General features: G+C 71.8%; 11 protein-coding genes and 1 pseudogene. 7 read left to right on the forward strand and 5 right to left on the reverse strand.

The window, feature by feature from the left end; translation table 11 throughout:
- Nucleotides 1-184: 184 nt before the first annotated feature.
- From IG64_RS02660 to IG64_RS02675, 4 genes are all read left to right on the forward strand, one after another.
- Entirely contained in the window at nt 185-1219 is a 1035-nt protein-coding gene (locus tag IG64_RS02660; protein WP_037851436.1) for an ArsR family transcriptional regulator, read from the forward strand.
- Between the two features lie 96 nt (nt 1220-1315).
- Nucleotides 1316-4330, forward strand: coding sequence for a hypothetical protein (locus IG64_RS02665; RefSeq protein ID WP_158771464.1), 3015 nt, complete (start codon nt 1316-1318; stop codon nt 4328-4330).
- Nucleotides 4331-4411: 81 nt separating this feature from the next.
- Nucleotides 4412-6013 carry a DUF5722 domain-containing protein gene (locus tag IG64_RS02670; protein WP_037851439.1) on the forward strand — a complete coding sequence of 534 codons (1602 nt, stop codon included), beginning with the start codon at nt 4412-4414 and terminating at the stop codon, nt 6011-6013.
- Nucleotides 6014-6300: 287 nt separating this feature from the next.
- A complete protein-coding gene (locus IG64_RS02675) occupies nt 6301-7119 on the forward strand; it encodes an isocitrate lyase/PEP mutase family protein (protein WP_037851441.1) in 819 nt (272 codons plus the stop codon).
- 75 nt (nt 7120-7194) lie between these two features.
- Here the strand turns inward: IG64_RS02675 and IG64_RS41945 are convergent, their stop codons facing one another.
- Both IG64_RS41945 and IG64_RS02685 read right to left on the reverse strand, forming a co-directional pair.
- A complete protein-coding gene (locus IG64_RS41945) occupies nt 7195-7500 on the reverse strand; it encodes a hypothetical protein (protein ID WP_158771466.1) in 306 nt (101 codons plus the stop codon).
- Between the two features lie 93 nt (nt 7501-7593).
- Nucleotides 7594-8160, reverse strand: a complete 567-nt coding sequence (locus IG64_RS02685) for a TetR/AcrR family transcriptional regulator (protein ID WP_037851444.1) — start codon at nt 8158-8160, stop codon at nt 7594-7596.
- Nucleotides 8161-8308: 148 nt separating this feature from the next.
- On the opposite strand from IG64_RS02685, the gene IG64_RS02690 reads away from it, so the two are divergent.
- Nucleotides 8309-9778, forward strand: coding sequence for an MFS transporter (locus tag IG64_RS02690; RefSeq protein ID WP_037851446.1), 1470 nt, complete (start codon nt 8309-8311; stop codon nt 9776-9778).
- A 456-nt stretch (nt 9779-10234) separates the two neighbouring features.
- On the opposite strand, the gene IG64_RS41010 is transcribed toward IG64_RS02690, so the two are convergent.
- Both IG64_RS41010 and IG64_RS38275 read right to left on the reverse strand, forming a co-directional pair.
- On the reverse strand, nt 10235-10429 hold the full coding sequence (locus IG64_RS41010) for a hypothetical protein (RefSeq protein WP_158771468.1): 195 nt from the start codon (nt 10427-10429) through the stop codon (nt 10235-10237).
- Between the two features lie 234 nt (nt 10430-10663).
- A pseudogene (locus tag IG64_RS38275) lies at nt 10664-10816 on the reverse strand (transcriptional regulator); the annotation flags it as partial.
- Between the two features lie 163 nt (nt 10817-10979).
- On the opposite strand from IG64_RS38275, the gene IG64_RS02700 reads away from it, so the two are divergent.
- Nucleotides 10980-11420 (forward strand): VOC family protein, encoded by a 441-nt coding sequence (locus IG64_RS02700; protein ID WP_037851450.1) that lies wholly within the window; start codon nt 10980-10982, stop codon nt 11418-11420.
- Between the two features lie 146 nt (nt 11421-11566).
- Here the strand turns inward: IG64_RS02700 and IG64_RS02705 are convergent, their stop codons facing one another.
- A complete protein-coding gene (locus IG64_RS02705; protein ID WP_037851452.1) occupies nt 11567-12496 on the reverse strand; it encodes a LysR family transcriptional regulator in 930 nt (309 codons plus the stop codon).
- 97 nt (nt 12497-12593) lie between these two features.
- Here IG64_RS02705 and IG64_RS02710 point away from each other — a divergent pair, with 97 nt between their 5' ends.
- The gene (locus IG64_RS02710) at nt 12594-13457 is read left to right on the forward strand and encodes an alpha/beta fold hydrolase (RefSeq protein WP_234438364.1); all 864 of its coding nucleotides are present in this window, start codon (nt 12594-12596) and stop codon (nt 13455-13457) included.
- Nucleotides 13458-13700: the final 243 nt, after the last annotated feature.

The raw sequence follows: 13700 nt of genomic DNA on the forward strand, positions 1-13700 counted from the left end.
GCCGTCCCGGTTCACCAGCTCAGCCGGTACCGCTGGTGACAGCTCCTGAGCTTCGGCACAGCGGCTCCGGGCAGGTGCGGTCAACCTTCCCCGGCTCTTCGCCGTCGATCACTGTGGGACCCGGCGGGGCGTGCGAGGCCATGACCCCGCGGAGTCCGCACGCGCGTCGAACACGGGGGAACGAATGCTGCGGATACATTTCACGGACGCCGACTACGCGGCCGTCCGGCTGCGTGAGGGCCCGGATGCCATGTGGGAAGTCCTGCTGAGTCTCCACGTCCTGCAACAGACGGACGAGACCGAGGAGTTCGCGCACTGGCGGGCGACGGTCGCCCGAGAACTCGACCCGGTGGCCGCCGGGGGCCTCTTCCCGCTCACACCGCCGGTCGGTTACTCGCCCGACTTCCTCACGCCGACCGGGGCCGAGGGATTCGAACCGGGCCTGGAACAGGTGCTGGCGACACCGTCCCGGCGCATGGTGCGCGAACTCGGCCGGCTCCGTCCCCCGCGCGCGTCGGCACCGTACGTACGAAGTCTCGCCGCCGCGGAGGCCAAGCCGCTCCGGCTCCTGGGACACGCCCTGCACCACTACCACGAAACGGCCCTCCGGCCCTACTGGCCGCACATCCGGCAGTGCGTCGGCGCGCAGTCCGCGCTCCGGTCACGGGTGCGCGAGGAGGGCGGGGTCCGAGAACTGCTGGGCGGCATCCACCCGGCCGTCCGTCTGCACGGCGACGTGCTCCGGGTGCCGTATCCCGGACCCGACCGCGATGTCCACCTCGGCGGACGGGGACTGCTGCTGATCCCGTCCTTCTTCTGCCGCGGGCGGCCCATCTGCCTGCGCGATCCGGAGCTGCCCCCGGTCCTTGTCCACCCCTTCGAACGCGAGGCGGGCTGGCGCGTGCCGACGCGCGGCGACGGCCGGCTGCCCACCCGTGCCCAACTCGCCGCGCTCACCGCCCTGCTGGGGCGCACGCGCACCCGCGCCCTGGCAGAGATCGGCTCGGGGTGCACCACGGGCGAGCTGGCCCGGCGGCTGCGCGTCTCCGCGGCGGCCGCCAGTGAGCACGCCACCGCGCTGCGCCGGGCGGGCCTGGTGTCGACGGTGCGCAGCGGGCGCACCGCTCAGCACGCGCTCACGGTGCTCGGGGAAGACCTGCTGCACCAGAGGCACCGGCCGTCGCACCCGCGCGACCCTTCGGCCACAGCCGAAACGTGAGCAGGCGGGTTGAGCGGCCGTCGTCGTGCCGGGACAGTGACCCCGGGGCTGTCCTGACGAGACGGGACAGCGTGTCGTACGGGGGGTTCCATGCACGTGGCCGTCATACGTGCCGGCCGGGTCTGTGCGGCGGTGCTCGCCGCGCTGGCCTCGGTCCTCGTCGCCGGAGCAGGGCAGGCGGCAGCGGATGACCTTCCGCCGCTGCCGTTGGGCAACAACTGCAACGTGGTCAGTGAGACCCTGGCCGGTCCCGGCACCATGGACTTCAGACCCACCGCCCTGCAACCGACACGCATCGAGGCGCCCGGCGGCACGGCCAAGACGAGCATGACGGGCACCCGCACCGAAAGCGTGACGACCACGGCCACGATCAGCGTGAGCGCCAAGCTCTCGGCCGCCGAGTTCGAGGCGTCGGTCTCGACCGGGCACACGGCCCAGGAGAGCCTCACCTACGGGACCGAGGTCCAGCAGAACGTCTCCGTGCGGCCGGGCCAGTACGCCTTGGTCTCCTACGGCGTCTACTTCTGGAAGACCCTGTACGCGCGGACGTACACGATCCCCGGGTGCAACAAGGACTCCACCTTCGTTCCCTGGTTCGCCGACTACTCTTACATGCTGGTCCCGATGTACGCCGGCTGGAGGGTCGAGTACTTCCCGCCGGGCGGCGGGAGCGGCAGCGGCGGCAACCCGCCCGGTCCTGTCACCGTGCCGACCAAGCCCCAGCTCGTGACGTCGGTGTACGGGCTGGCCGACGGCACCGTGCTCAGCACCAACGACACCCACCGCGTCTACAAGATGGCCGGCGGCGCCCCGATCTGGCAGTCCACCTGCGACGGCGGCCTGTGCCCCGACGCCAGGCCCACCACTCAGGCGGTCATCGACGCCGGCCCCTCGACACCGTCGGACGGCGCCACCGTGCAGGACCAGCAAGGTCAGATCTTCAAGTTCGTCGGCGGCGCACCCATCCACCTCGCGACCTGCGACGGCGTCGGCTGCGGCACCCCCGTCAAGGTCTCCACCTGGAGCGTGGCCGCGCTCGACCACATGCGGCCCGAGCCGTCGGACGGTGCCACCGCCCAGGACCAGCAGGGGCAGATCTTCAAGTTCGCCGGCGGCGCACCCATCCACATGGCCACCTGCGACGGCAGCGGCTGCGGCACCCCCGTGAAGCTGTCCACCTGGAGCATCTCGACGCTGGAGCACATGAGGTCCGTGCCCGCCGACGGTGCCACGGTGCAGGACCAGCAGGGGCAGATCTTCAAGTTCGCCGGCGGCGCACCCATCCACATGGCCACCTGCGACGGCAGCGGCTGCGGCAGCCCCGTGAAGGTGTCCACCTGGAGCGTGGCGACGCTCGACCACATGAATCCGGCACCGGTGGACGGTGCCACCGTGCAGGACCAGCAGGGGCAGATCTTCAAGTTCGCCGGCGGCGCACCCATCCACATGGCCACCTGCGACGGGGTCGGCTGCGGCAGCCCCGTGAAGGTGTCCACCTGGAGCATCTCCTCGCTGGAGCACATGCGGCCGTATCCCACGGACGGGACGACGATACGGGACCAGCAGGGGCAGATCTTCAAGTTCGCCGGCGGCGCACCCGTCCACCTCGCGACCTGCGACCCGGGCTGCGGTGCTCCGATCCCGGTGTCCACCTGGAGCATCTCCCATCTGGACCACATGCTGGCCGTACCGATGGACGGGACGACCGTGTCCACCGAGAACGGGACCGTCTACAAGTTCGCCGCCGGATACCCGTTCCGGCTGTCGGGCTGCTCCTCGGACTGCGGCTTCCCGGTGCCGGTCACCCAGTGGAGCGTGGACCACCGCGACCACATGGCCGGCACGCCGGTCGACGGCATCAGCCTCGTCGCGGCGGACACCGGCACGCTCTACCGGACGAGCGGCGGGTTCACCGACCCGGTGGGGCCGTGTCCGCAGACCGGCGGCTGCCAGTGGGCGCCGCGTGTCGACCAGTCCTCGGTCGAGTTCCTCACCGACCCGAGTGCCAACCACGGACCGCTCTACGGCCAGCTCACCCGGTACGTCAACGGCAGCGGCGACCACTACAGCACCACCGGATCCGTGCCGCCCGGTTACCGCGCGGAGGGCGCGCTCGGCCAGCTCGACCTGGTGCAGGAGCCGGGCACGCACCCCCTGTACGCCTGCCAGAACGGCGCCGAGGAGTTCAGCTCGGTCCGGGACGACTGCGAGGGCTCGTCTCGCATCGGACTCCTCGGCCACCTCTACGACGCCCCTGCCCCCGACGGGGCGCCGATGCTCGCGGTGTACCGGTGCAAGGACGGCACGGCCGGAGAGCACTTCGACTCCACCGACCCGAAGTGCGAGGGCAAGGTCCAGGAGAGCCTGCTCGGCTACACCATCGGCTACGGAGCGCTGACCCGGTACGTGCACCAGGGCGCGCCCAGCGACCACTGGACCACGACCCGGGCGGCCGGGGCCGGTTACCGCCCCGAGATCGCCATGGGCATGGTGTCGCTGGTGGGCGGCCCCGGTACCCGGGCCCTGTACAGCTGCCGCAGCGGGAGCGACGAGTTCACCTCGCTCCAGGCCGACTGCGAGGGCGCGGCGAAACTCGCCGAAGTCGGCTGGGCCTGGGATGCTCCGGTCGCCGGTGTGCCGAGCCTGCCGCTGTACCGCTGCCGTATCGCGGGCGGCGAGCACTTCCTCTCGCACGACCCGAACTGCGAGGGCATGCAGAAAGAGACCCTGCTCGGGTACGTCGTGGCGCGGGCCGCCGTCACCCGCAGCACCCGGGGCACCGACCATGCCGAGGGCACGGCGGGCCTGTCCGCCGGATACCGGGCCGAAGCCGTGCACGGCTACCTCTCCCTGGTCGCCGAGCCGGGCACCAGGGCGCTGTACCAGTGCCGCGCGGGCGGCGACGACTTCACCTCGCTCGACTCCGGGTGCGAGGGCCAGACCGTGCAGGGGACCCTGGGTTACCTCTGGAGCCAGCCGCCCGCCGGCCGGCCCAGCACACCGGTCTACCGCTGCAACACCGGCGGCGGGGACCACTTCGACTCCCTGCGCGAGGACTGCGAGGGACAGCACGCCGAAGGGCTCCAGGGCTACCTGCTGACCAGGCCCTGACCCCTCCGGCCGACCTCCTCCCCTCCCGCGACCGGGACCGACACCTGCACCGACCACCCGTCGTACGGCAAGGAGACCGTCATGAGAAGCGGGGCACGCGCCCGGTGGACCTGGCCGGCCGTTCTGTGCGCCCTCGTCCTGCTGCTCTTCCCCGGCACCGGGACGGCGGCGGCCGGGCCGCACTCCCTTCCGGCGGCGCTCGCCTATCCCGAGCGCGGCGACTACCGGATCAAGGCCGTCCAGCCCGACGACTGGCCGGACAAGGACGAGATCGCCGGCAACAACACCGGTGGCGTCGCCATGAACCTGGTCTGGGCGCAGTGGCAGCCCACTGTGCAGTCGCCGCCGTGCTCCACCGGCCAACAGCCGTACGACGGCCAGTGCTTCACCGTGCCCGCGCACCTGGACGATGACATCCGGGCCTGGACCGAACGCGGTCTCGTCGTCACCGGCGTCGTCTACGGAACACCGTCCTGGGCCCGGACGGGCAGGACGTGTGTGCCCTCCGCACCGGGCATGGAGATCTTCTGCGCCCCGGACCGCGCGAGCGACTACGCCCGTTTCGCCGGCATGCTGGCCCAGCGGTACGACGGACTGCACGGCCACGGCCGTGTCGCCGACTTCGTCATCGGCAACGAGGTCAACACCAACACCTGGTTCAACATCGGCTGCGGCCACGGCACGGCGTGCGACACCACCGCGTGGCTCGACGAGATCGCCGCACTCTACGACGCCGCCTACGACCGGGTCGGCGCCGAACAGCCCACCGCCCGCACCTATCTGTCGCTCGACCACTCCTTCGGCACCGCGCTGGACGCCCCCGCCGCAGCGGAACCCGTCCTGTCCGGCATGACCGTGCTGCGCGGCCTGGCCGCCCGCGCCGGAACCCGCCGCTGGCGGGTGGCCATGCACCCCTACCCCCGTGACCTGCGCAGTCCCGTGTTCGGGCCCGACGACACGCCTTACGTCACGTACGGGACGCTCGGTCACCTCGTGGGCTGGCTGCACCAGAACTTCCCGGCGAACACCGAGGCCTGGTCGGACGTGCAGCTGACCGAGAGCGGCATCACCTCGGCGGGATCCTCCTCGCCGGAGCGGCAGGCGCAGGCCGTGTGCGACTCCTTCCGGGACGTGCTCGGCACGCCCGGTATCACCAACTACGTCTACCACCGCATGCTCGACAACCCCACGGAGACCGCTGCCGGACTCGCCCTCGGGCTGCGGGCCGCCGACGGCAGCGCGAAGCCCGCGTGGCGGACCTGGGCCCTGGCCAACCGCGCGGACCTCACGCCCGCCCAGTTGTCCTGCGGCTTCGAGAACCTGCCGTACACGCGCCTGGTCCGCGCCCACTCCCCCACCCGCGGCCACTGGGCCTCCACCCGCGGACTTCCCGCCGGGTTCACCGCCGAGAACGCCTGGCGGCTGCTGCGCCACGAGGCGTCCAGTACCCGTCCGCTGTTCGAGTGCCGGGTCGGCGGGCACAACATGATCAGCACGGAGCCCGGCTGCGAGGGCCAGGAGCCGCTCGGCCCGGTCGGATTCGCCGCAACCGCTCCCGCGCCGGGCACCGTCGCGCTCTACCGGTGCCGCGTCCCGTCCTCCGGGGACCACTTCGTCTCCGAGCAGCCCGCCTGCGAGGGCCAGCAGACCGAGGGCCTGCTCGGATACGCCTGGCGGACCTGACAGGCGGTGGGGGTGGTGTCCAGTGCGCGCCGGAAGTGCGGGCGCAGGTCGGCTGTCGCCGGAGAAGGACGGCACCGCACCGGCTGACGAGCTTCTTCCTGCCCCTGCCCACGAATGTTCTTCTCGAGCGGTGAGAGCGCTGCGTTCGGCAGGAGAGAGCGATGTCGCCGTGCCGTCCACGGCGGCGGCCGGCCGGGAAGCCTGTCGCATGCGACGGGCCAGGGCTGGGTGACCATGGTGTCGGAATCCTGCCGGACAGAACCCTGGATCGTTGGTTGGCTGACCGCATGATCAGAGCGCAGACGGACAAGGCCCTCCTCTTCCGTTCCCTCCACGATTGCGCGAGCCCCCTCGCGCTCGCCAACGCCTGGGACGTCGCCAGTGCACGTGTCATCGAGGCCGCAGGGGCTCCCGCGATCGCCACCACCAGTGCCGGGATCGCCTGGTCACTCGGTCATCCGGATGGGGAGAACTCCTCTGTCGACCATGTGGTGGAACTGATCGCCCGTATCGTGGCGGCGGTCGGGACACCGGTCACCGCGGACATCGAGGGCGGGTACGGACAGGACGCGGCCGGTGCCGGTGAGACCGTCGCACGGGTGCTGGAAGCAGGCGCGGCAGGCGTCAACATCGAGGACGGCGCCCGGCCTCCGGCCGAGTTCAGGGCACGGCTGGCGGCGGCCCGACGCGCGGCCGAGCGAGCAGGTGTGCCCCTCTTCCTCAACGCCCGCACCGACACCTACCTGTTCGGCCTCGGCGACCCCGCCACCCGGTTGAAGGACACCCTGGAACGCGCACGGGGGTACGTGGAGGCGGGCGCCGACGGCATCTTCGTGCCCGGGGTCACCGATCCCGCCACCATCGCGGAACTGGCTGCGGGCATCTCCGTACCGCTGAACATCATGGCCGGCCCCGGCGCGCCGGATGTCGCCGAGCTGGGCCGCCTCGGCGTCGCCCGCGTCAGCCTCGGCTCAGGCGTCGCCCAGGCCGCCTACGCGGCCACGCGTCTGACCGCGCAGCAGCTGTACGGCACCGGTGACTACCACCCGCTCACCGACGCCCTCCCCTTCTCTGAACTCAACGGCTTGTTCCTCGGCCACCACTGACCACAGGGCTCGAACCCTTCGAGAGGGCGCGCCGGCACCGTGGACGGCCGAAGCGCGGGGGAAGGCACGTGAGCCTCACGCCATCGCGGCGGATCGCGACGCCATGACCGCCTGGGTGACGCGGGCCGTCGGCTCATGCCGGAGCAGACTGAGCCCGGATCCCGTACCGTGTGCGATCAGCCGAACGGACCCGCTCGTCGGGTGACAGAGCTGCGGTCCGGCGAGGAGGATGCGCCTGCGCAGCAGGCCGAAGCCGGCCCGGCCGTGCATCTGGCCCTTGAGCATGTCGATCCGGTGGACGTGGCCTTCGACGACGGCGGAGTTCCAGGTCGATGTGAGACCGGCGACGTGCGGTGTTGCGGAGCCGCGTGGACCGGCCAAGGGCCGGACGGCGAGCGGGCCGTGCGCGCCGGCGAGCACCTCCCGGTGCCGCGCCGTCGCGGCCGAGGGCTGTTCGCGGGCACCTGGCTGAGGTCACAGCAGCCGGTCGACCAGCCCGTCGACGTACTCCGGGGTGAGCGGGACCATACCGAACAGGACGCGGATGTACATCGGGGCCAGGATGTGGTCCAGCACGTCGAACACGTCGGGTGCGTGCTCGCCACGGTCGCGGGCGCGATCGAGCATGGACTGCAGCTGCCGGGTGCGTTCGGCGCGCAGGTCGGCGCCGGCCTGCAGTCCCTGCTGACCGCTGCTCGACAGGGCGACGGCCAGGTGCAGCACCGCCGGGCCGTCAGGTCCGGTGATCTCCCTGGCCACTTGGGCCGCGTAAGTGCGCAGGTCGCCGACGAGGCTCCCGGTGTCGGGCATCGGCGACTGCGCGTTGAGGCGAGTGAGCGCCACATCGGTGAGCAGGCTTTCCAGGCTGCCCCACCGACGGTAGATGCTGCTGTCGGCCACGCCTGCGCGGGCTGCGACCTCACCGACGGTGAAGTTGCCGTAGCCGCGCTCACTGATCAGGTCGGTGACGGCCTGGTGCACCTGCGCGCCGACGCGTGCGCTGCGCCCGCCCGGCCGCCGGGCTCGCTGTCGCTCGTTCATGCCTCCACCTTAACGCAGTCAACACTTGCGTTTATAAGGCGGTCTCCCTATAGTCGCCTAACGCAGTCACCGACTGCATTAGAGCGCTCAAGCGTGTCGCCGCCTCCGTCGGCCGCGACCGGGCGCAACGGACGATCGAGGGGATTCCATGGCTGCATCGCGTGCGACCGCAGGCGGTCGATCAAACCGGGCCGCGCTGCTCACGGTGACCTGCCTGGGCCAGTTCATGGTCCTGCTCGACAACACGATCGTCGGAGCGGCACTGCCCGACATGCAGCACCGGCTGCACACCCAGCTGACCGGCCTGCAATGGATCGTCGACGCGTACGTACTGCTGGTGGCCATGCTGCTGCTGTCCGGCGGTGTCTTCGCCGACCGGTTCGGCCGCAAGCGGGTGTACCTGACCGGCGTGGCGGTGTTCACCGCCGCCTCACTGCTGTGCAGCGTCGCGCCCTCGCTCGGCTGGCTGGTCGCCGGCCGGGTGCTGCAGGGCATCGGGGCCGCGGCGCTGAGCCCTGCCTCGCTCGCCCTGCTCGCCGCCGCCCATCCCGTGCCGAAGGAACGCGTCAAGGCGATCGGGTTGTGGGCCGGACTCAGCGGGATCGGTCTGGCCGCAGGTCCCGTGGCCGGCGGCGTGCTGACAGAAGCCTTCGGCTGGCCCGCCATCTTCGTGGTCAATGTGCCCATCGGCGTGATCCTGCTGCTGGTCGGCCTGCGCCACCTCGGCGAGTCCCGCAACCAGGGTGCCCCCGCTATCGACGTCCCGGGCACGGTGCTGTCCGTTCTGGCGGTGGGGGTGATGACCTACGGGCTGATCGAGGGGGGTGCCCGCGGCTGGACCTCACCGGTCATCCTGGGCAGCTTCGCCGCCGCGGTGATCCTCCTCGCCGCCTTCGCCGCCGTCGAAGCGCGTCGCTCCGCTCCGATGCTGCCGCTGCGGCTGTTCCAGCGCCGCCTGTTCACCGTGTCCAACACCGCCATGGTGGTGGTGGGGTTCGCGCTCATGGGCTCGTCGTTCTTCTTCTCCCAGTTCTTCGTGTACGTCCAGGGCAGCTCGATCCTGCGCGCCGGCCTGCAGACGCTGCCGGTGTCCCTCGCCATGGTGATCGTCAGCCCGTACGCGGGCCGGCTCGCCGCCCGGTACGGCTTCCGCATCGTGGTCACCACCGGTCTGGCCCTGGCCGGCCTGGGGCTGCTGGCGCTCGGCATGGTGCACGCCGACACGGGCTACGGGAACGTGTGGTGGCGGCTGGGACTCGCCGGCATCGGCTTCGCCCTGACCATGTCGCCACTGACGGGAGCCGCCATCCAAGCGGTCAGCCCGCAGGAAGGCGGCCTCGCATCAGGCATCAGCAGCACCACCCGGCAGATCGGCGCGGTGCTGGGCGTGGCGCTGCTCGGAGCCGTCGTCCGCACCCGGCAATCCGGCGGCGCCTCCTTCGAGACGGGCCTCGACAGCGCCTTCCTCGCCGCCGGCACCGTCACCGTGATCACCGCCGTGTTCACCGGCCTGTGGCTGACGAGGTCCGAGCCCGTGGAAGGCTCCGCGGTCCCGCGGCGTCCCACCGATCCGGATGCGGTCGTCACCTCGAACAGGACACCCGTGAGCGGCCGTTGACAACAACGACCGCCTCGGCCCGGAGGAGCGGCTGCGTGTCTCCCGCCGCCCGCTGCCCGCCCACGAACGCGTGGTGTTCCTCAGCCCACTGGTCACCTCACCGGACATCACCGAGCGGCCCCGCCTCCGTGTGCGCGGAGAAGGGCCGCCGCGGCGGGCATCGAGGCGGTGGCAGACGGGGTGGCGCGTTCCGGCGTCCGGTCCGGACGTAACGAATCGGTCCGCGCCCGCTGCGCATCGACAGGCACACCTGCCCCGACGACCGGCCGATCCGAACGATGCGGCCGGCGGCGCCAGGTGGGCCGCAGAGGTCGGATTCGGTCGACCGGAAGATCGGGCGCGTTCGACGAACGTCCCCCTGCGGGCGGGCGGCGGGCGGAGGGGAAGGGCCGCCGGCCGGGAGGCCCGCCGGGCCGGTTCACTGCCAGGCAGGTCGACGCCCGGTGCTGAGCCCGCTCAGACCCAGATGGACAGGCGGGCGGTGGTGGGTGTGGCGTCACAGAAGTAGCTGACCGCCTGACCGCCGGCCACGTAGGCCTTGCCCGCCGCGTCGCAGGCGGCGGCGCTCGGGTACATGCCGACGTAGACGTACCCGGCGGCCTGCGCGGAGGGAGCGAGCAGCAGGGCGGCCGCGGCCAGCAGTCCGGTCAAGCCCAGGGTTGAAATCGCTTTGCGCATGGGTGTGTTGCTGCCTTCCTGTTCCGGTGACGAGCGCTCCGGTCCTGGTGATCCGGTGCCTGGTGAGCAGCTTCCTCCACAGCCGGACCGAAGAGCAATGGTCTGGACCAAACCAATTCCACCGGCGAAGCGAGGAGATCGTCCGCGCGGTCCACAGCCGTCCGGACCCGGTGGGCAACTTCTTCCGGACGCCTGAGGTCACTTGGCCTTCGCAAGCCCCACGCGCTCGGCGCTCCGCGTGATCGTCGCCGGCTCGCAGCGGAGCACGCCGGTGATCCGGTGGCGCGTAAGGCGGGAGACGGCGCGCAGTCGCTCTTGCGTGATGACGTGGAAGGTCTCGGTAAGGTCATCGGCAGGCACACGAGCAGTGGTCAACGACTCTTGGCCGTGGGACAAGGGGATTTGCGGGCAATCTGCCGTTGAGGTCGTCGGCCTGCGAGGTCGAGGACGTGTCACCGGCCATGTCCGCGCGGAGGCCAGGGGCCGCCGCCGGCCGCACGGGAAAGAAGAAGGAGCGACCAGCATGGCGATTCAGCGGATGGACAACGTCGGCATCGTCGTCGAGGACATGGACGCCGCCGTCGCGTTCTTCGTGGAACTCGGTATGGAACTGGAGGGCAGGGCGCAGGTCGAGGGCCGCTTCGCCGACCAGTGCACCGGACTCGACGGCGTCCGCTGCGACATCGCGATGCTCCGGACACCGGACGGTCACAGCCGGCTCGAGCTGGCGAAGTACCGCAGCCCCGCGGTGATCAGCGCCGAGCCGCGCGACCGGCCGCACAACGTCCTGGGCACCCACCGCGTCATGTTCGCCGTCGACGACCTCGAGGGCACCGTTGCCCGCCTGCGACCCCACGGCGCCGAACTCCTCGGCGAGGTCGCCCGTTTCGAGGACAGCTATCTGCTCTGCTACCTCCGTGGCCCGGCAGGCATCATCGTCGGACTGGCCCAGCAACTGCGCTGAGTCTTCGCTCCGGGCCCGGCTCATCCGTCAGCCGGACGTCCACAACCTTCCCGGTCCGGCTGTGGTGGGCGGGCACCTGGCCTGGACCGGTCGCGGTGCGCGGTGGACACGGTCGAAGAGCGCGGCAGGCGGAACCGCGTCCGGTCTCACGGGTGGCCCAATCGGCGATCGAGCGCGGCACCGACGTCGGGGCAGTTCCTGCGGACGCAGTCGAGGAAGGCACCCAGCACGGGCGAGCGGTCCCGGTCGGCAAAGGACAGGACCAGGTCGGGGAGCGCCGTCGGCGGGGTCACTTCACAGAACCGGACCCCCGGGCGCGGGGCCGACAGCATGCGAGAGGGCCCGAGGCCCACGCCGACCCCGCAGGCGGCCAGGCCGATGATCGTGTGCACGTCCCTGGCGGTGGTCGCACCGTCCAGTGCGGCGGTGTCCTCGTCCAGCAGGGTGCGCAAGCCCGCGGCGACCGCGGGCTCGTCCTCTCCGGCGGCCACGATCAGCGGCTGCCGCCGCAACTGGTCCACGCTCACCGACGCCTGACCCGCGTAGGGATGCGCGCTGCTGACGACGGCGATCAGACGGTCGTGCCCTACCGGGACGGACACCAGGTGCTCGGCCCCGGCCCCGCGAGGCGGTCCCAGGGTGACGGCCACGTCCAGTTCTCCGGCAATGAGTGCGGTGGCGCTGCGGCCGGATGCCATCTCGTGCAGCTCCAGCCGTACATCGGGCCGCTCGCGGCCGAACCGGCCCAGGACGTCCGGCAGCGGGTCGAGCAGTGCGGAGGCCACGAAGCCCAGGCGGAGCCGGCCCGTCTCGCCGCGCGCGGCCCGGCCTGCGTCGGCCGTGGCCGCCGTCATCTCCTCCAAGGCCCGCCGCGCCCGGGCGAGGAACGCCTCGCCCGCTGCGGTCGGGAACACCCCCTGGCGCGTACGGTCGAACAGCCGGGCCCCGGTCTCACGCTCCAGGTCGGCGATCTGTTTGGACAGCGGAGGCTGCGCGATGCCCAGCGCGCGGGCTGCCCGGCCGAAGTGTCCGTGCTCGGCGAGAGCGAGCGCATACCGAAGGTGCCGCGCCTCCATGACCGCTTGACCGCCCTCCATACACAAAAAGTATCGCCGACAAGTGTGTCATCTCTTCCACTGGATGGCCCAGCCGTCACCGACTGGGATGGGTGCCGTGACACCCTCTGTGAACACCGCGGACACCGATCTGCACACCACCGTCTTCGTTCTCGTCCACGGCGCCTGGCACGGCTCGTCGCAGTGGGCGGCGACGCAGCGCGCACTCGCCGGTCTCGGGGCCGCGAGTGTGGCCGTCGACCTGCCCGGGCACGGCTTCGACGCTCCTGTGCCCAGTGGATACCTGCTGCCTGGTCGGCCGGGTCTGCTGACCGAGAGGTCGCAGCTCGCCGACGTGACGATGGACGACTGCGCCGATGCCGTCCTGGACACGCTGCGCCGGGTCCGCCGCTACGGCCGTGTGGTGCTCGTCGCCCACAGCGCGGGCGGCGGCCCGGCGTCGCTCGCCGCGGAGCGCGCGCCCGAGCTGGTCGACCGCCTCGTCTACCTCTCCGCGTTCGTCCCCGCCGGCCGCGCCCGGTTCTTCGACTACCTCGGCGCCCCGGAGAACTCCACCGCATGGGGTCAGGGCCTCAGCCTGGGTGATCCCCAGGCGCTGGGCGCCGTACGGATCGACCCCCTTTCGCCCGACCCCGTCTACGTCGAGGAGCTGCGGCAGACCCACTACCACGACACGCCCGCCGACCGCTTCGACCGCTGGCGCTCCGCGCTCAGTCCCGACCTGCCGCTGGCCGTACCGGCGACCCCCGTGATCCTGACCGCGGGACGGTGGGGGCGCATCCCGCGCACCTTCCTGCGCTGTGCGGAGGACCGGGCGCTGCCGACGGCCGTACAGAATCTGATGATCGCGGAGGCCGACCGGGCCATGCCGGGCGAGCCGTTCACCGTCCGCACCCTGCCGGGCAGCCACAGCCCGTTCGCCGCCCGGCCGCGGGAACTGGCCGAGGCCCTGGTCGGGTGAACGGCCGCCGCTTCTGCCGCCGGTGGGGCTGAGCGCCGCCTCTGTGCAGGGGCTCGACGTCACGAGCGCGCGGATCTCCGCTCCGGCCATCCGGTCCGGCGGGGGCACGAGCCCCGGCGGGAGCGGCTCGTGCCGGCCGGGTGCACCGTCGCGGCGGGCCACCGCCGTGGCCGCGACGGCGTCCGGCGGGGCCACCACGGCGCCGCGCGTGCCCGTGGTCGATGTGGTGATGCCGGACCGGCG

Source organism: Streptomyces sp. NRRL S-340 (genome assembly GCF_000720185.1).
GTDB lineage: Bacteria > Actinomycetota > Actinomycetes > Streptomycetales > Streptomycetaceae > Streptomyces.